The 18,295-nt window shown below is 70.4% G+C and carries 16 protein-coding genes and 1 pseudogene; 11 read left to right on the forward strand and 6 right to left on the reverse strand.

All coding sequences use genetic code 11. The annotated features are described in order from the left end of the window. Positions 1-55: 55 nt before the first annotated feature. The gene (locus tag DEJ48_RS12735) at positions 56-685 is read left to right on the forward strand and encodes a GNAT family N-acetyltransferase (RefSeq protein WP_411757447.1); all 630 of its coding nucleotides are present in this window, start codon (positions 56-58) and stop codon (positions 683-685) included. Here the strand turns inward: DEJ48_RS12735 and DEJ48_RS12740 are convergent. Further along, entirely contained in the window at positions 597-1,430 is an 834-nt protein-coding gene (locus DEJ48_RS12740; protein WP_411757448.1) for a rhomboid-like protein, read from the reverse strand. The two genes, DEJ48_RS12735 and DEJ48_RS12740, sit on opposite strands and share 89 nt — an antisense overlap. A 185-nt stretch (positions 1,431-1,615) precedes the next feature. Between DEJ48_RS12740 and DEJ48_RS12745 the strand changes: the two genes are divergently transcribed. The 5 genes from DEJ48_RS12745 (at position 1,616) to DEJ48_RS12765 (ending at position 8,622) form a co-directional block, all read left to right on the forward strand. Then, a complete protein-coding gene (locus DEJ48_RS12745; RefSeq protein ID WP_150216237.1) occupies positions 1,616-2,293 on the forward strand; it encodes a spermidine synthase in 678 nt (225 codons plus the stop codon). A 65-nt stretch (positions 2,294-2,358) separates the two neighbouring features. Then, positions 2,359-3,096, forward strand: coding sequence for a response regulator transcription factor (locus DEJ48_RS12750; protein ID WP_055568825.1), 738 nt, complete (start codon positions 2,359-2,361; stop codon positions 3,094-3,096). 19 nt (positions 3,097-3,115) lie between these two features. Beyond that, positions 3,116-4,195, forward strand: a complete 1,080-nt coding sequence (locus tag DEJ48_RS12755; RefSeq protein ID WP_150221147.1) for a sensor histidine kinase — start codon at positions 3,116-3,118, stop codon at positions 4,193-4,195. Positions 4,196-4,470: 275 nt separating this feature from the next. Next, a complete protein-coding gene (locus DEJ48_RS12760) occupies positions 4,471-8,307 on the forward strand; it encodes a multifunctional oxoglutarate decarboxylase/oxoglutarate dehydrogenase thiamine pyrophosphate-binding subunit/dihydrolipoyllysine-residue succinyltransferase subunit (RefSeq protein WP_150216238.1) in 3,837 nt (1,278 codons plus the stop codon). 132 nt (positions 8,308-8,439) lie between these two features. Further along, positions 8,440-8,622 carry a DUF6104 family protein gene (locus DEJ48_RS12765; RefSeq protein ID WP_003961784.1) on the forward strand — a complete coding sequence of 61 codons (183 nt, stop codon included), beginning with the start codon at positions 8,440-8,442 and terminating at the stop codon, positions 8,620-8,622. Here DEJ48_RS12765 and DEJ48_RS40310 read toward each other — a convergent pair. Continuing rightward, a pseudogene (locus DEJ48_RS40310) lies at positions 8,623-8,836 on the reverse strand (LLM class F420-dependent oxidoreductase); the annotation flags it as partial. It lies immediately after the preceding gene. Positions 8,837-8,849: 13 nt separating this feature from the next. Next, positions 8,850-9,683, reverse strand: a complete 834-nt coding sequence (locus tag DEJ48_RS12775) for a hypothetical protein (RefSeq protein ID WP_150216239.1) — start codon at positions 9,681-9,683, stop codon at positions 8,850-8,852. A 166-nt stretch (positions 9,684-9,849) separates the two neighbouring features. Here DEJ48_RS12775 and DEJ48_RS12780 point away from each other — a divergent pair, with 166 nt between their 5' ends. Both DEJ48_RS12780 and DEJ48_RS12785 read left to right on the forward strand, forming a co-directional pair. Next, positions 9,850-10,761, forward strand: a complete 912-nt coding sequence (locus DEJ48_RS12780) for a DUF4097 family beta strand repeat-containing protein (RefSeq protein WP_150216240.1) — start codon at positions 9,850-9,852, stop codon at positions 10,759-10,761. A 1-nt stretch (position 10,762) separates the two neighbouring features. Continuing rightward, positions 10,763-11,782: a PadR family transcriptional regulator gene (locus tag DEJ48_RS12785; protein ID WP_150216241.1), complete on the forward strand. Its 1,020-nt coding sequence runs from the start codon at positions 10,763-10,765 to the stop codon at positions 11,780-11,782. A gap of 5 nt (positions 11,783-11,787) precedes the next feature. Here the strand turns inward: DEJ48_RS12785 and DEJ48_RS12790 are convergent, their stop codons facing one another. After that, entirely contained in the window at positions 11,788-12,750 is a 963-nt protein-coding gene (locus DEJ48_RS12790; RefSeq protein WP_150216242.1) for a zinc-binding dehydrogenase, read from the reverse strand. A gap of 124 nt (positions 12,751-12,874) precedes the next feature. After that, positions 12,875-14,098, reverse strand: coding sequence for an NADP-dependent malic enzyme (locus DEJ48_RS12795; RefSeq protein ID WP_150216243.1), 1,224 nt, complete (start codon positions 14,096-14,098; stop codon positions 12,875-12,877). A 556-nt stretch (positions 14,099-14,654) separates the two neighbouring features. On the opposite strand from DEJ48_RS12795, the gene DEJ48_RS12800 reads away from it, so the two are divergent. Genes DEJ48_RS12800 through DEJ48_RS12810 form a run of 3 tightly spaced genes read left to right on the forward strand, consistent with a single transcriptional unit; the run spans position 14,655 to position 17,354 of the window. Beyond that, positions 14,655-15,611, forward strand: coding sequence for an ABC transporter substrate-binding protein (locus DEJ48_RS12800; protein WP_150216244.1), 957 nt, complete (start codon positions 14,655-14,657; stop codon positions 15,609-15,611). A gap of 40 nt (positions 15,612-15,651) precedes the next feature. Continuing rightward, complete coding sequence (locus tag DEJ48_RS12805) at positions 15,652-16,593, forward strand: amino acid ABC transporter permease (protein WP_150216245.1); 942 nt, start codon at positions 15,652-15,654, stop codon at positions 16,591-16,593. Then, a complete protein-coding gene (locus DEJ48_RS12810; RefSeq protein WP_150172160.1) occupies positions 16,593-17,354 on the forward strand; it encodes an amino acid ABC transporter ATP-binding protein in 762 nt (253 codons plus the stop codon). The genes DEJ48_RS12805 and DEJ48_RS12810 overlap by 1 nt, the downstream gene beginning before the upstream one ends. Positions 17,355-17,480: 126 nt before the next feature. Here the strand turns inward: DEJ48_RS12810 and DEJ48_RS12815 are convergent, their stop codons facing one another. Further along, positions 17,481-18,266 (reverse strand): class I SAM-dependent methyltransferase, encoded by a 786-nt coding sequence (locus DEJ48_RS12815; RefSeq protein ID WP_150216246.1) that lies wholly within the window; start codon positions 18,264-18,266, stop codon positions 17,481-17,483. Positions 18,267-18,295 lie beyond the last annotated feature (29 nt).

Raw genomic sequence — 18,295 nt, forward strand, 5'->3', positions numbered from 1 at the left:
CACCCGCCCGGACCCGCCTCCGCCAACCAAGATCATCGAGTGCAGAATGAGCCGCATGTCGATACCCGATGCGCAGGAAACGGCACGACCCACTCCGACGGCCGCGACGGCAGACGACGCGGCGGCGATCGGCCGCACGCTGGCCCTGGCCTTCGACGACGATCCGATGATGCGCTGGTTCTTCCCGGACGAGGCCGCGCGCGAGGCGGGGCTCGGGCGGTACTTCGCCACGCTCCTCACCCGGCAGTACGTCCGCCACGGCCTCTGCGAGCACACCTCGGCGGCGGCCTCCTTCTGGGTACCGCCGGGCGCGCAGGACAAGGCCCTGCCCGACGCGGAGACGCTCGCCGAGCTCTCGGAGATCCTGGGCGACCGGGCCTCGCTCTACCGTGAGTCCGTGGCCGCCGCCGCGGAACACGGGCCCGAGGAGCCGCACTGGTACCTGGCCGTGCTCGGCGCCGACCCCGCCGTCCAGGGGCAGGGCCACGGATCCGCCCTGCTGCGTTCAGGCCTCGCCCGCGCCGACGAGGCCGGCCTTCCCGTCTACCTGGAGTCGTCCAAGCCGGCCAACCTGCCGGTGTACGAGCACTTCGGCTTCACGGTGCTCGGCGAGGCCCGGCTGCCGGACGGCGGGCCGACGCTGTGGCCGATGCGCCGCGCTCCGCGGCCGCGGACCGACGCCTGAGCAGCGGCCAGGTGAGGACGCCGATCGCCAGCGCGAGCAGGTGTCCCCAGTTCGTCATCGGGTCGGCGAACGCGATCAGGTCGTCGACCAGCATGCCGCCGAAGCAGACCAGTACGGTCCACCGCAGCCACGGCGTGAGGAGTCCCGCGAGCGCGCCGACGCTCGCGGCGACTCCGAAGCTGATGCCGTAGTCGAGCCGGTGCAGCGAACTGTCGGGCAGATGGCCCGCGAGGACCGAGAAGCCGACCGGGACCTCCGTGGCGAGCGTGGCGACGACGTGCCCGAGGAGGAAGACGGCGGCGGCGCGCAGCCCACCGATGCGACGCTCCAGCGCGGTGAGCACCAGCAGGAAGACGATCGCGTACGGGGACGTGATGCCGCCCGCGATCCACAGGGCGCTGGCGACCAGCACGAGGACGGGGCTCTGCGCGAGGTGCGCGACATCGGTGCTGGACCCGTGGAGCAGCGAGTCCACGACGTCCGGGTCGGCGTACCGGGTCAGGAGCGAGGTGGCGGCGAGCACCAGGGCGTACCCGAAGGTGAAGGGCGTGCCGGTGGGCGTGGGCAGGATCCGCCAGGGGCGCAGCCGCCGTACGGACGCACCGGCGGGACGGTCCACCGCATTCGCCGCACGGCTCTCCCCCGTTCGGGGTGGCCGGGGCGTCGGCTGCCGCGGTATTCCGTTCAGGGTGCCCGGCGTCTTCGCGTCGGACACGGCCCCGGCGGGTCGCACGCTCTGGTTCACGGGGGTGGCGCTCCTTCCGTCCCACCCCACCCTTTGCCCTTTTTTCGGGCGCTGTCTATGACGGGCGCCACGTGAGGTGCGTCTCACACGTCAACCAGGCGGGTGACTCCTGCGTCGCACGTCCGCCCCCGGGCACCCCGAAAACCACCCGCCCGAAGACGTCCCCCGGAAATACGCTGTGGGCCATGCGCACCGACACCACCGCCCCCGTCGTCCTGGACCGGCGCGAGGGTCCTTTCGGCGAGGTCGTCCTGCGGCGCCACGGTGAGCTGCTGCAGGTCATCGCCAACGGCTGTTTCCTGATGGACACCTCCGACGGCCGCTCCGAGCGCCTGCTCGTCGACGCGGCCCGCGACGCCCTCGACGACCGCCCTGCCCCCGCCCTGCTCATCGGCGGCCTCGGTGTCGGCTTCTCCCTCGCGCACGCCGTCTCGGACCCCCGCTGGGGACGCATCGCCGTCGTCGAGCGCGAGCAGGCGATCATCGACTGGCACCACGACGGGCCCCTGGCCGAGCTCTCCGGTCCGGCACTCCGCGACACACGTGTGCAGATTCTTCACACCGACCTCGTCTCCTACGTATCCGGAGCCACGGAGTCCTACGACGCGCTCTGTCTCGACATCGACAACGGCCCCGGCTGGACGGTGACGGAGGGCAACAACTCCCTTTACTCGCCTGCCGGTCTGGCCACCTGCAAAGCCCGTCTGAACCCCGGCGGAGTGCTCGCCGTGTGGTCCGCACAGCCCTCGTCCGCTTTCGACGACGCTCTACGGAATGCCGGATTCCAGGGGGTACGAACCGAAGAGATCCCCGTTGCCCGAGGCGTCCCGGACGTGGTCCACCTCGGCGTCCGGGCTGCGTAGCCGAGGTGCCTTCACGACCCGTACTCTGCTGACCGAACACAAGCGATCAGTGTCAGGGGCGGGCGATGGAGCAGACACACACCTCCCACAACGGCGCCACGGCGATGCCGGGCGCCCAGCGCCGGGTGCTGGTGGTCGAGGACGACCCGACGATCGTCGACGCCATCGCGGCCCGGCTGCGCGCCGAGGGTTTCGTCGTGCAAACGGCCGGAGACGGTCCCTCGGCGGTCGACACCGCCCAGGCGTGGCAGCCCGACCTGCTGATTCTCGACATCATGCTGCCGGGCTTCGACGGCCTGGAGGTGTGCCGCCGGGTGCAGGCCCAGCGGCCCGTCCCGGTCCTCATGCTCACCGCGCGTGACGACGAGACGGACATGCTGGTCGGGCTCGGCGTCGGCGCGGACGACTACATGACCAAGCCGTTCTCGATGCGCGAGCTCGCGGCCCGCGTGCACGTCCTGCTGCGCCGGGTCGAGCGTGCCGCGCTCGCCGCGACGACGCCGCGCAGCGGCATCCTGCGCCTGGGCGAGCTGGAGATCGACCACGCCCAGCGCCGAGTGCGGGTGCGCAGCGAGGACGTCCACCTGACACCCACGGAGTTCGACCTGCTGGTCTGCCTGGCCAACACCCCGCGCGCCGTCCTGTCGCGCGAGCAGCTGCTGGCCGAGGTGTGGGACTGGGCCGACGCGTCCGGCACCCGTACCGTCGACAGCCACATCAAGGCGCTGCGCCGCAAGATCGGTGCCGAGCGGATCCGCACGGTGCACGGCGTGGGATACGCGCTGGAGACCCCCACCCCGTGAGGCGGAGGCGCGTGACGTGATGTACGGGCCCTTCGGCGGACTGCGGCCGTTCTCGATCAAGACCAAGCTCGGCGCCCTGGTCGTCGTCTCGGTGTTCATCACCACAGGCCTGCTCCTCGTGGCCATGAAGACCCAGACCGAGCTGCGCTTCATCACCGTCTTCTCGGTGATCGCCACGCTCCTGATCACGCAGTTCGTGGCGCACAGCCTCACCGCCCCGCTGGACGAGATGAACGCGGTGGCCCGCGCCGTCTCGCACGGCGACTACACCCGCCGGGCGCGCGGCGCCGACCGGCGTGACGAGCTGGGCGACGTGGCCGCCACGATCAACGCCATGGCGGACGACCTGGAGGCCCAGGACACCCAGCGCAAGGAGCTGGTCGCCAACGTCTCGCACGAGCTGCGCACCCCCATCGCGGCGCTCCGTGCCGTCCTGGAGAACGTCGTCGACGGCGTCTCCGCCGCGGACCCCGAGACGATGCGCACGGCCCTGAAGCAGACCGAGCGGCTGGGACGACTCGTCGAGACGCTCCTCGACCTCTCCCGCCTGGACAACGGCGTCGTGCCGCTCAAGGCCCGCCGCTTCGAGGTGTGGCCGTATCTGTCGGGCGTCCTGAAGGAGGCCAACATGGTGGCCTCCGCGCGCGCGGGCATCGCGTCGGGCTCCGGCAGCCACACGCGTACGGACGTCCATCTGCACCTCGACGTGTCGCCGCCCGAGCTGACGGCCCACGCGGACGCGGAGCGGCTCCACCAGGTCGTGGCGAACCTCATCGACAACGCGGTCAAGCACAGCCCGCCGCACGGGCGCGTGACGGTGCGGGCCCGGCGCGGCCTCTACCCCGAGTCCCTGGACCTGGAGGTGCTCGACGAGGGTCCCGGCATCCCGGAGTCGGAGTGGCACCGCGTCTTCGAGCGCTTCAACCGCGGCAGCCACGCCGGAGCCCCCGTGAAGGGCTCCGGCAACGACGGCGGCACGGGCCTCGGCCTGGCCATCGCGCGCTGGGCGGTCGATCTCCACGGGGGCCACATCGGAGTGGCCGAATCCCCTCGTGGCTGCCGGATCCAGGTCACTCTTCCGGGCCTGCCCGAGGCGTGAAGTTGACGTAGGGTTCGAGTCGAAGCGATTCACGGGGGCCTCTTCGGGGCACCCGGTGGGCGCCGCCGCGCGTAGACGTCGTACCGACGTACCCGCGCGGCCATCTGGCGTTGCAGAACCTCGCTTGTTTCCCGCCATTCACAGCGCCGAAACCACGGATCCAGTGTGACTTACGCGACGGATGCCGGGCCCGGTCTGCACCTCACGCTCAGGGAGGCGTAGCCTTTATTTCCGCTGTCCATCACCTTGTGAAGCGGAAGAGGGCGGTTACCGCCGTGTCGTCACAGTCCCCCAGTAGCTCGAGCATCTCGACCGACCAAGACGGTCAGGGCAAGGACCCTGCTGCTGCCTTCGGTCCCAACGAGTGGCTCGTCGACGAGATCTACCAGCAGTACCTCCAGGACCCGAACTCGGTCGACCGAGCCTGGTGGGACTTCTTCGCCGACTACAAGCCAGGAGTGGCCGCCTCCGCGGCCGCCGCCCCGGCGAAGCCGGCGGGTGACACGGCCGCGGGGGCCGCGTCCACCACTGCTCCCGCCCCTGCCGCGCCCGCCGCTCCGGCGAAGCCCGCGGCCCAGGCCGCCCCCGCCGCTCCCCAGGCGCAGGCACCGGCCGCCCCCGCGAAGCCCGCGGCCGCCGCTCCGGCTCCCGCCGCTCCGGCTCCCGCCGCGAAGCCCGCCGCCGCCAAGCCCGCGGCCGCCAAGCCCGCCGCCAAGGCGGAGCCGTCGGCCGAGGCCCCGGCAGGCCCCGAGTTCGTGACGCTGCGCGGCCCCGCCGCCGCGGTCGCGAAGAACATGAACGCCTCGATCGAGGTCCCGACGGCGACGTCGGTCCGCGCGGTCCCGGTGAAGCTGCTCTTCGACAACCGCATCGTCATCAACAACCACCTCAAGCGCGCCCGCGGCGGGAAGATCTCCTTCACGCACCTCATCGGGTACGCGATGGTGCAGGCCATCAAGGCCATGCCGTCGATGAACTACTCCTTCCAGGAGAAGGACGGCAAGCCCACCCTGGTCAAGCCGGAGCACGTCAACTTCGGCCTCGCCATCGACCTGGTGAAGCCCAACGGCGACCGCCAGCTGGTCGTCGCGGGCATCAAGAAGGCCGAGACCCTGAACTTCTTCGAGTTCTGGCAGGCCTACGAGGACATCGTCCGCCGCGCCCGCGACGGCAAGCTGGGCATGGACGACTTCACCGGCGTGACGGTCTCCCTGACCAACCCCGGCGGCCTCGGCACCGTCCACTCGGTCCCGCGCCTGATGCCCGGCCAGTCGGTCATCATGGGCGTCGGCTCCATGGACTACCCCGCGGAGTTCCAGGGCACCTCCCAGGACACCCTGAACAAGCTCGGCATCTCGAAGGTCATGACGCTCACGTCGACCTACGACCACCGGGTCATCCAGGGCGCCGCCTCCGGCGAGTTCCTGCGGATCGTCGCGAACCTGCTCCTCGGCGACCAGGACTTCTACGACGAGATCTTCAAGGCGCTCCGGATCCCCTACGAGCCGGTCCGCTGGCTCAAGGACATCGACGCCTCGCACGACGACGACGTCACGAAGGCCGCCCGCGTCTTCGAGCTGATCCACTCCTACCGCGTCCGCGGCCACGTCATGGCCGACACGGACCCGCTGGAGTACAAGCAGCGCAAGCACCCCGACCTGGACATCACCGAGCACGGCCTCACCCTGTGGGACCTGGAGCGCGAGTTCGCGGTCGGCGGCTTCGCCGGCAAGTCGATGATGAAGCTGCGCGACGTCCTCGGCGTGCTGCGCGACTCGTACTGCCGCACCACCGGCGTCGAGTTCATGCACATCCAGGACCCGAAGCAGCGCAAGTGGCTGCAGGACCGCATCGAGCGGACCCACGCCACCAAGCCCGAGCGCGAGGAGCAGCTGCGCATCCTGCGCCGGCTGAACTCCGCCGAGGCCTTCGAGACCTTCCTGCAGACGAAGTACGTCGGCCAGAAGCGCTTCTCCCTGGAGGGCGGCGAGTCCGTCATCCCGCTGCTCGACGCCGTGCTCGACAGCGCCGCCGAGTCGCGCCTGGACGAGGTCGTCATCGGCATGGCCCACCGCGGCCGCCTGAACGTCCTCGCCAACATCGTCGGCAAGTCGTACGCCCAGATCTTCCGCGAGTTCGAGGGCAACATGGACCCCAAGTCCATGCACGGCTCCGGCGACGTGAAGTACCACCTGGGCGCCGAGGGCACCTTCACCGGCCTGGACGGCGAGCAGATCAAGGTCTCGCTGGCCGCGAACCCGTCCCACCTGGAGACGGTCGACCCGGTCATCGAGGGCATCGTCCGCGCCAAGCAGGACATCATCAACAAGGGCGGCACGGACTTCACGGTCCTGCCCGTCGCCCTGCACGGTGACGCGGCCTTCGCGGGCCAGGGTGTGGTCGCCGAGACGCTCAACATGTCGCAGCTGCGCGGCTACCGCACGGGCGGCACGGTCCACATCGTCATCAACAACCAGGTCGGCTTCACCGCCGCCCCGGAGTCGTCGCGCTCCTCCATGTACGCCACCGACGTGGCCCGCATGATCGAGGCGCCGATCTTCCACGTGAACGGCGACGACCCCGAGGCCGTCGTCCGCGTCGCCCGCCTCGCCTTCGAGTTCCGCCAGGCGTTCAACAAGGATGTGGTCATCGACCTCATCTGCTACCGCCGCCGCGGACACAACGAGTCGGACAACCCGGCGTTCACGCAGCCGCTGATGTACGACCTGATCGACAAGAAGCGCTCGGTGCGCAAGCTCTACACCGAGTCCCTCATCGGTCGCGGCGACATCACCCTGGAAGAGGCCGAGCAGGCGCTGCAGGACTTCCAGGGCCAGCTGGAGAAGGTCTTCACCGAGGTCCGCGAGGCCGTCTCGCAGCCCGCGCAGGCCGACGTGCCCGCGCCGCAGGCCGAGTTCCCGGTGCACGTCGAGACCGCGATCTCCCAGGAGGTCGTCAAGCGGATCGCCGAGTCCCAGGTCAACATCCCCGACCGGGTCACCGTCCACCCGCGTCTGCTGCCGCAGTTGCAGCGCCGCGCGACGATGGTCGAAGAGGGCACCATCGACTGGGGCATGGGCGAGACCCTCGCCATCGGCTCGCTGCTCCTGGAGGGCACCCCGGTCCGCCTGTCGGGCCAGGACTCCCGCCGCGGCACGTTCGGCCAGCGCCACGCGGTCCTCATCGACCGCGCGACGGGCGAGGACTACACGCCGCTGATGTACCTCTCCGAGGAGCAGGCGCGCTACAACGTCTACGACTCGCTGCTCTCCGAGTACGCGGTGATGGGCTTCGAGTACGGCTACTCGCTGGCCCGCCCCGAGTCGCTCGTCATGTGGGAAGCGCAGTTCGGTGACTTCGTCAACGGCGCGCAGACGGTGGTGGACGAGTACATCTCCGCCGCCGAGCAGAAGTGGAACCAGCACTCCGGTGTCACGCTGCTCCTGCCGCACGGTTACGAGGGCCAGGGCCCGGACCACTCGTCCGCCCGCATCGAGCGCTTCCTCCAGCTGTGCGCGCAGAACAACATGACGGTCGCGATGCCGACTCTCCCGTCGAACTACTTCCACCTCCTGCGGTGGCAGGTGCACAACCCGCACCACAAGCCGCTGGTGGTCTTCACGCCGAAGTCGATGCTCCGCCTCAAGGCGGCGGCCTCGAAGACGGAGGAGTTCACGACGGGCGGCTTCCGTCCGGTCATCGGCGACAGCCACGTCGACCCGTCGGCGGTCCGCAAGGTCGTCTTCTGCGCGGGCAAGCTGTACTACGACCTGGAGGCCGAGCGTCAGAAGCGCGGCGCCACGGACACGGCCCTCATCCGCATCGAGCGCCTGTACCCCCTGCCGGGTGCGGAGCTCCAGGCGGAGATCGCCAAGTACCCGAACGCCGAGAAGTACCTGTGGGCGCAGGAGGAGCCGGCGAACCAGGGCGCATGGCCCTTCATCGCCCTGAACCTCATCGACCACCTGGACCTGGCGGTCGGCGCGGACATCCCGCACGGCGAGCGCCTGCGCCGCATCTCGCGGCCGCACGGCTCGTCCCCGGCGGTCGGTTCGGCCAAGCGTCACCAGGCCGAGCAGGAGCAGCTGATCAGCGAGGTCTTCGAGGCGTAACCCTCGACGGTCGTACGCGGGTGGGCCCGGCCCCGAGTTCCAGGACTCGGGGCCGGGCCCTCCGGCGTTCCGGGGCACGCCCGGTGCCACCTATCCTGAGGTGGAACGATCCGTCCGCATCAGGAGCCTGACTTGTACTTCACCGACCGTGGCATCGAGGAGCTGGAGAAGCGGCGCGGCGAGGAGGAGGTCACCTTCGAGTGGCTCGCCGAGCAGCTCCGCACGTTCGTGGACCTCAACCCGGACTTCGAGGTCCCGGTCGAGCGCCTGGCGACGTGGCTGGCGCGGCTGGACGACGAGGACGAGGACGAGTAGTCACGCGGTGAGGGCGGGGGCGAGCTCCCGCCACTGCGGCAGGGGCAGGGCGCCGGGGTCGGCGGTCAGCACCTGCACGCAGACATGGTCGGCGCCGGCGTCGAGGTGGTCCCACGCGCGCGTGGAGCGCGTCGACGTCTCCGTAGGCCACGATCGCGTCGACGAGGCGGCGGCTCGGACGGCCGCCCGCGAGGTCCTCGTCGCCGAATCCGAGCCCGCCCCGGGACTCAGAGCCCGTGACCCGAAGCCCCACCCGTGCTCCGCACACGGTCGTACGCGAGTCCCGCCGCCCCCTGCGCCATCAGAAGCGCCGCCGCCGCGCCCCAGCCCCCGCTGCGCCGCCGTACGGCCCACACCGCGAGCGGGACGCCCGCGGCGAGCTGGACGGCCGCCAGGGCCCTCGCCCGGGGCCCGCGTACCCAGGGGCCCAGCGGACCCTTCTCGACCGCCCCGAACTCCGCTCTGACCGCGTCCCGCCATCCGGGCCACTCGACCTCGCGCACGCCTTCCTGGACGCGGGCCACCTCACGCAGGCGGTCCGCCGGTTCCGAGGGGCCGAGGCCCGGCGGGAGCGTGAGGCCCGCGCGGGTGAGGACGGCGAGGAGACCGAGCATCCTGGCCCGCGCGTCCGCATCCGTGTCGGGGCGGGCCAGCGCCTCCAGGGACTGCATGTCCAGGACGGGGTCGAGGCCGAGCCGCGCCGCGAACGTGCGCATCGCCTCGTCCTCCCCCACGGGCGTCCCGTTGGCCAGCCACTCGTACCCGACCGTCCGCCGGAATCCCGAGGCGAGGGTGTAGCCGGAGCGGTCGCCGTCCCACCACAGGGCGAGGACGGGCCATGCCGACCCGACGGCGAGCGCGGTCGCCCATCCGGTCAGGACGCGGTCGACGGGTTCTTCGCCGTGCAGCCACGGCTTGCCCTCGGGCACGAGCACGCTCCAGTCGCGGCCGGCCTCCGCGAGCAGCATGCGCTCACGGAGCAGCTGGGCCGCGATCTCCACGACGTCGGGCTCGGCCCGGCAGAGCAGCAGCGCACCTGAGGAGGAAGCATCGGACGACATGGCCCCACGCTAGGACAGATCGCCTCAATCAGCGCAATCAGTTCAAAGGTCTCCGCTTGCGCTCACTCGTACGAGTCCTTGACTTCCCGACACCGCGATATATCGTGAGTAGCAGAAGACGCGATATGGCGCGTCGTGTCCGGCTCGCCGCCCAGGAGGTCAGCTCATGTCGGAGTGGTCCGTCGCCGAGCCCATGAAGCTCACGTTCGACGCCCCCGTGACCGCACTCCACGTCCGTGTCGTCAATGGGACGGTGAACGTGGTGGGCACGGACGAGGGCTCCGCCCGTCTGGAGGTCACCGAGATAGAGGGGCCGCCGCTCCGGGTGACCCATGAGGACGGCACGCTGACGGTTGCGTACGAGGACCTGCCCTGGAAGGGCTTCCTCAAGTGGCTCGACCGCAAGGGCTGGCGCCGCAGCGCGGTCGTCTCCCTGGCCGTGCCCGCCGCCACCCGCGTCGAGGTGGGCGTGGTCGGCGCGGGCGCCGTGGTCTCGGGCATCGAGGGCCGCGCCGAGGTGAAGGGCGTCACCGGCGACACGACCCTGCTCGGCCTCGCGGGCGCGGTCCGCGCGGACACCGTCTCCGGCAACGTCGAGGCGCAAGGGGTCACCGGCGACCTCCGCTTCAACTCCGTGTCCGGCGGCCTCACGGTGGTCGAGGCGGCGGGCCCCTCCGTCCGGGCCGACTCCGTGAGCGGCTCGATGATCGTGGACCTCGACCCGGCGGGCACCCCGACCGACGTCGCCCTGACGAGCGTCTCCGGCGAGATCGCGATCCGGCTCCCCCACCCCGCGGACGCGGAGGTCGAGGTGGACACGGCGAGCGGTTCCGTCTCGAACGCCTTCGAGGACCTGCGGGTCGGAGGCCAGTGGGGCGCCAAGCGGATCACGGGGCGGCTCGGCGCGGGCCGCGGGCGGCTCAGGGCGACGACGGTCTCCGGATCCATCGCGCTCCTGCGCAGGCCACAGATGGAGGAAGATCCGTACGACGACGAGAACGACGGCTCCGCCGAAGGCCCCACCGACGGCCCCCCTCACGGCCCGACCGACGGCCCGACCGACAAGAAGGTGCTCTGAAATGCCCCCCGTGTTCGCCCACGGCCGCCTCCGCCTGTACCTGCTCAAGCTGCTCGACGAGGCCCCCCGCCATGGCTACGAAGTGATCAGGCTCCTGGAGGAGCGCTTCCACGGGCTGTACGCACCCTCCGCCGGCACCGTCTACCCCCGCCTCGCCAAGCTGGAGGCCGAGGGGCTCGTCACACACACCACCGAGGGCGGCCGCAAGGTCTACGCCATCACGGACGCGGGCCGCGCCGAACTGGCCGGCCGCAGCGGTGAGCTGGCCGACCTGGAGATGGAGATCCGCGAGTCGGTCGCCGAGCTCGCCGCCGAGATCCGCGACGGGGTGCAGGGCGCCGCGGGCGACCTGCGCCGCGAGATGCGGGCCGCCGCCAAGGAGGCGCTCAGCCCGGACGGTTCGGAGGGCTGGCACCAGACCAAGGAGGAGTTCAAGCGCGCCAAGCAGGGCTGGAAGGAACAGGCCCGGCGCGCGAAGGACGAGAGCCGCCGGGCCCGCGAGGAGGCGCAGCGCGCCCGCCGCCAGGCCAAGGACGCCCAGGACCAGGCCAACGCGCAGGCGCGGCAGGCCCAGGCGGAGGCGCAGCGCATCGTCAGGCACGTACAGGAGCAGGTGCAGGACCACTTCACGCGCGGCGACTGGCCGACGGGCGTGCGGGAGGGCCTCACCGAACTGGCGAAGGAGTTCGGCGAGTTCGGGACGCGGCTCGGCAAGGACTTCGGCAAGGGGTTCGGCGCCCGGACCGACCCCGGGACCGCCCCGACCGCTCACGAGCCGACGTTCAGCGTCGCCCGCGAGGACCTCCCCGTGGAGTACGCGCCCGACTGGGCCCAGGAGGACTCGACCGGCGACCCCGGCCGTGACCTGGACCGTCTCCTCGACCGGTTCCGCGACGACATCCGGGACGCGGCCCGGGACCACGGCGTGACCGAGTCCCAGCTCCGGGAGGCGCGCCGCCACCTGTCGGAGGCGGCGGCACACATCGGCGCGGCCCTCCGCGCTCCCACTCCCGAAGGCTGAGGGGGTCAGACCTCCAGGACGATCTTCCCGAACTGCTCGCCCGACTCCAGGCGCTGGAAGCCTTCCCTGGCCCGGTCCAGGGGCAGGATCTCGTCGACCACGGGCCGCACACCCGTGGTGGCGCAGAAGGCCAGCAGGTCCTCCAGCTCGTCCTTGGTGCCCATCGTCGAGCCGACGACCTTCAGCTCGAGGAAGAAGATGCGGGTGAGCTCCGCGTGTGAGGGGCGGTCGCCGCTGGTCGCTCCGGAGATGACCAGCGAGCCGCCCGGCTTCAGCGACTTGACCGAGTGGGACCAGGTCGCCGCGCCGACGGTCTCGATGACCGCGTCCACGCGCTGCGGCAGGCGCGCACCCGACTCGACGGCCTCCACGGCGCCCAGCTCCAGCGCCCGCTTCCGCTTGGCCTCGTCGCGGCTGGTCGCGAAGACCCGCAGGCCCGCCGCCTTGCCGAGGACGATGGCGGCCGTGGCGACACCGCCGCCCGCGCCCTGCACGAGGACCGAGTCGCCGGGCCGTACACCGGCGTTGGTGAACAGCATGCGGTACGCGGTCAGCCACGCGGTCGGCAGGCAGGCGGCCTCCGCGAAGGAGAGCTCCTTCGGCTTGGGCAGCACGTTCCAGGTGGGGACGGCCACGCGCTCGGCGAAAGTGCCCTGGTACTTCTCGGTGAGGATGGAGCGGCCCTCGTGCGGCCCGACGCCGTGCCCCGACTGCCCGATGACGGAGTGGAGCACCACCTCGTTCCCGTCCTCGTCGATCCCCGCGGCGTCGCAGCCGAGGATCATGGGCAGCTTGTCCTCGCCCAGGCCGACGCCGCGCAGCGACCAGAGGTCGTGGTGGTTGAGGGAGGCGGCCTTGACGTTCACGGTCGACCAGCCGGGGCGCGCCTCGGGGGCGGGCCGCTCCCCCAACTCAAGGCCGTCGAGCGGCTGGTCACGGTCGATACGGGCAGCGTAGGCAGCGAACATGAGGCGACCCTAGGCGTGCGGGGCGCCCCGGCGGAACCACGTACGGCTGTGACACGCACCGCGCCCCCTGCCGCACGGAGCGGCAGGGGGCGCGTCGGTTCGCGTGGGTCCGGACTGGGCCGGGTCAGGCGCGGGCGACACCCTCCGCGCGGGCCGCCGCGGCGACCGCCGCGGTCACGGCCGGAGCGACGCGCTCGTCGAACGGCGACGGGATCACGTAGTCCGCGGAGAGCTCGTCGCCGACGACGTCCGCGAGGGCGTCGGCCGCGGCGATCTTCATGCCCTCGGTGATGCGGGAGGCCCGCACCTGGAGCGCGCCCGCGAAGATGCCGGGGAAGGCCAGCACGTTGTTGATCTGGTTCGGGTAGTCCGAGCGGCCGGTCGCCACCACGGCCGCGTACTTGTGCGCGACGTCGGGGTGGACCTCGGGGTTCGGGTTGGCCATGGCGAACACGAACGCGTTCGGCGCCATCGAGGCGACGGCCGGCTCCGGGACGGTGCCGCCGGAGACGCCGATGAACACGTCGGCGCCCTTGAGGGCCGCCTCCAGCGAGCCGCTGATCCCGGCCTTGTTCGTCAGCTCGGCGAGCTCGCGCTTGACCGGGGTGAGGTCGTCCCGGTCGCGGCTCACGATGCCCTTGCGGTCCGCGACCGCCACGTCGCCGAGGCCCGCCTCGAGGAGGAACTTGGCGATGGCGACACCGGCCGCGCCGGCGCCGGAGATGACGGCCCGCAGGTCGCCGAGGGTGCGCCCGGTCAGCTTCGCCGCGTTGCGCAGCGCCGCCAGCGTCACGACGGCCGTGCCGTGCTGGTCGTCGTGGAAGACGGGAATGTCGAGCCGCTCCTGGAGCTTGCGCTCGATCTCGAAGCACCGCGGCGCCGAGATGTCCTCCAGGTTGACGCCGCCGAAGGACGGGGCGAGGCGCACCACCGTCTCGACGATCTCGTCGGCGTCCGTGGTCGCGAGCGCGATCGGCACCGCGTCCACGCCGCCGAACTGCTTGAACAGGATGGCCTTGCCCTCCATCACGGGGAGGGAGGCCTCGGCGCCGATGTCGCCGAGACCGAGCACGGCGGTCCCGTCGGTCACCACGGCGACGACATTCGATTTCCACGTGTAGTCGTGGACGAGTTCCGGACGCTCCGCGATCGCGCTGCACACCTTCGCGACCCCGGGCGTGTACGCCAGGGACAGGTCGTCCTTGTCGCGGACCGGCACGGTGGCCTGCACGGCCATCTTGCCGCCGCGATGCAGCGCAAACGCCGGATCGAAGGGCTCGGCCGCACCCGCGGGGCCCTCGTGATCCGTACTGCTGTCGCTGCGAGGATTGACGATCTCCGCTGCCACTTGTCTGACCCCTTAAGTCTTATTCATCAGTTGAGGGTGTCCACTCCCGGTTGGGAAGTGGGCGGGCACCGCGTCCGTTCCCCGCCTGTCGGCGGGGGGAGGTACGGACACGCGAGCGCGCCGCACACGCGCCCTGGGCCCCGGATGAGGGGTGTAGCCAACCTTTGTACCTGAAGGCGGTGGGCACGGGCGAGTGACATTGGTTGCAGCATGCTCAGCAGAAGTCCCTGGAGGCCGGGACGAGTGTCACTGGGGAATGCCCGATTCCTGCCGATTCTCCGAATAGGGCTTTTCGTTACCCACTCACGCGTCAATGGTCCACATCGCGAGATACGCCGGATACCGATTGGTTAACGACCATTCGCTCCCACCCCATTCCGCCCCCGCCGTACCGGGATGTTGCGTTTCGAGGCACTCCCGTTATCCGATTTTGATATCTCCGGCACCCAGAATCGGACGGTCCGAATGGCAAGATGCCGTCATCACACGAGGTCGCGACACCCGAAGGTGTGTGCCCGACCGCTCGGCAACTCCCTCATCCGCCGGAGGACCCACCATGACCGCCAGCTCCATTTGTCGTAGGACCGTCGGCAAGTCCGCGAAGTCCCGGATTGCCGCGGTCGGCACGATCGCGGTCGTCGGCTCGCTGCTGCTCTCCGGCTGCGGCGACCAGACCAACGACAAGGGGAGCGACTCGGTCAGCAACGCCCCGCTCGCCGACAAGCTGCCCAAGGACATCCGCGACGCGGGCGTCATCAAGGTCGGGTCCGACATCGCCTACCCGCCGGTCGAGTTCAAGGACAAGTCCGGCAGCACCGTCGGCATCGACCCGGACCTGGGCGAGGCACTGGGCAAGCAGCTCGGCGTGGAGTTCGAGTTCGAGAACGGCACCTTCGACACCCTCCTCGGTGGCCTGCGCTCCAAGCGCTACCAGGTCGCGATGTCGGCCATGACCGACACGAAGAACCGCCAGGAGGGCGTCGACGAGGAGACCGGGAAGAAGGTCGGCGACGGCGTCGACTTCATCGACTACTTCACGGCGGGCGTCTCGATCTACACCAAGAAGGGCGACGACCAGGGAATCAAGACCTGGGCGGACCTCTGCGGCAAGAAGATCGTCGTCCAGCGCGGCACCGTCTCGCACGACCTGGCGAAGGCCGAGTCGAAGAAGTGCAAGGGCGGCAAGAAGATCGCGATCGAGCAGTTCGACAACGACCAGCAGGCCCAGACCCGGCTGCGCTCCGGCGGCGCCGACGCGGGTTCGTCCGACTTCCCCGTCGCCGCGTACGCGGTGAAGACCTCGGGCGGCGGCAAGGACTTCGAGCTGGTCGGCGAGCAGGTCGAGGCGGCTCCGTACGGCATCGCCGTCTCCAAGAAGAACCCCGAGCTGCGCGACGCCATCCAGGCGGCCCTCGACGCGATCATCAAGAACGGCGACTACGAGAAGATCATCAAGAAGTGGGGCGTCGAGGACGGCGCGGTCGAGAAGGCCGAGATCAACGGCGGCAAGTGACCCCCTCCCCCTCCCTCCCAGTCGCTGAAAGGCCACTCACGTGACCACCGACATCTCCAAGAAGGGCCCGGAGGACGACGTCCCCGCGGCCCGTCCGGCGGAGGCCATCAAGGCCATCCCGGTCCGGCACTTCGGCCGCTACGTCGCCGCGGTCCTCACGATCGGCGTGCTCGCCTCGATCGTCTACGCCTTCTCGCAGGGCGACATCAACTGGGGCGCGATCCCCGACAACTTCTTCGACGAGCGCATCCTCAAGGGTGTCCGCGAGACGCTGATCCTCACCTTCCTCTCGATGCTCATCGGCGTCGTCGGCGGTGTGCTGCTCTCGGTCATGCGTCTGTCGAAGAACCCGGTGACCTCGTCGATCGCCTGGTTCTACATCTGGTTCTTCCGCGGCACGCCCGTCCTGGTCCAGCTCTTCGTCTGGTTCAACCTCGGCTTCGTCTTCGACTACATCAACCTCGGTCCGGTCTACAAGGACGAGTGGTCGGACTTCATGACGCCGTTCCTGACGGCGCTGCTTGGCCTCGGCCTCAACGAGGCGGCGTACATGGCCGAGATCTGCCGCGCCGGTCTGCTCTCGGTCGACGAGGGCCAGACCGAGGCGGCGCACGCCCTCGGCATGAGCCACAACAAGACGCTGCGCCGCGTGGTGCTGCCGCAGGCGATGCGCGTCGTCGTGCCGCCGACCGGCAACGAGTTCATCAACATGCTGAAGACGACGTCCCTGGTGGCCGCCGTCCAGTACTACGAGCTCCTCAAGTACGCGCAGGACATCGGCACGTCGTCCGGCGCGACCGTCGAGACGCTGCTGCTCGCCGCCTGCTGGTACCTGATCATGACGTCGATCCTCAGCGTCGGCCAGTACTACCTCGAGCGGTATTACGCCCGTGGCTCGTCCCGCACCCTGCCGGACACCCCCTTCCAGAAGATCAAGGCCAACATGCTGTCGCTGGGCAACCGCGCGGGAGGTGTCCGCTGATGACCGCCATGGTGAAGTCCGAAGGCGTCCACAAGTCCTTCGGCAACGTAGAGGTCCTCAAGGGCATCGATCTCGAGGTCAAGACGGGTGAGGTCTTCTGCCTGATCGGCCCGTCCGGCTCCGGCAAGTCGACGTTCCTGCGCTGCATCAACCACCTGGAGAAGATCAACGCCGGTCGGCTGTACGTCGACGGGGAGCTGGTCGGCTACCGGCAGAAGGGGGACAAGCTGTACGAGCTCAAGGACAGCGAAGTGGCCCTGAAGCGCCGTGACATCGGCATGGTCTTCCAGCGCTTCAACCTCTTCCCGCACATGACGGCGCTCGAGAACGTCATGGAGGCGCCGGTGCAGGTCAAGGGTGTCGCGAAGGCCGAGGCGCGGGAGCGCGCCGGCCAGCTCCTGGAGCGCGTCGGCCTCGCCGACAAGGCGGGCAACTACCCCTCGCAGCTCTCCGGCGGCCAGCAGCAGCGCGTGGCGATCGCCCGTGCGCTCGCGATGGACCCGAAGCTGATGCTGTTCGACGAGCCGACGTCGGCGCTCGACCCCGAGCTGGTCGGCGACGTCCTCGACGTGATGCGCGACCTCGCCGAGACCGGCATGACGATGGTCGTCGTCACGCACGAGATGGGCTTCGCCCGTGAGGTCGGCGACAGCCTCGTCTTCATGGACGGCGGCGTGGTGGTCGAGTCCGGCAACCCGCGTGACGTCCTGACGAACCCGCAGCAGGAACGGACCCAGTCCTTCCTGTCGAAGGTGTTGTAGCGCTTCGCCGATAGGGCGATCGCGGAGGGGCCGGTACGGATTCCGTACCGGCCCCTTCGGCGTGCCCCGTCAGGGGCGCGGAGAACTGCGCGACAAGCCCCCCACCGGCCCGCAGCCGAGGTTCCGCTACTTGAGACCAAGAACCATCGCGTCGGAGGGCGACGCCCACACCGTCCGCGCCTCGCCGAAGCCCGCCTCGCGCAGCGTCCGCGCGTGCCACTCGGGCGACGGCGTGTCCCCGTCCGCGTGCTCGCCGTAGATCTCGAACCGCCTGGCGGTGGGCTCGGCCAGCACCGGGTCCTTGGCGGCGAGCTGCCACCACTCCTTCCAGTCCACGGCGCCCTCGGCCTTGGCGCGGTCCATCCGGGCGTGGCGCTGGGCGCGGTCGGCCTCGTTCAGGCGCGGGGTCGCCGGGTCGGGCATGTGGTCGGCGTTCATGAAGACGCCGCCGTCGCGGACGATGCCGGCGACCTGGCCGTAGAGCACGGCGAGGGGCTCGCTGAAGAGCCAGTGCAGGGCGGTGGCGGTCAGCACGGCGTCGTACGAGTCGTGGGGCAGCGACGCCGTCCAGTCCGGGTCCTTCAGGTCGGCGGTGACGAAGGTGACCCGGTCGTCCCCGGCGAAGGTGCCCTCGGCGATGGTGAGCAGCGCGGGATCGAGGTCGACGCCGACGCTCGTCGCGTCCGGGAACCTCTTGAGCAGCCGGTCCGTAATACTTCCCGTACCGCACGCGAGATCGAGGATGCGCGGCGCGGTTCCGACCACGGCCTCGACCATGTCGAGCATGATCCGGAACCGCTCCTCGCGGTCGGGCAGATACCACTGCTGCTGCCGGTCCCAGCTGTCCTGCCAAGCGCGCCAGTCGGTGCCGAGCGCAGCGCCGGCCTCGGTTCCGGTCCCCGTTTCCGTCATCAGAACCCCTCCACTCCGTAATACCCTGG

The organism is Streptomyces venezuelae, from assembly GCF_008642315.1.
Lineage (GTDB): Bacteria > Actinomycetota > Actinomycetes > Streptomycetales > Streptomycetaceae > Streptomyces > Streptomyces venezuelae_D.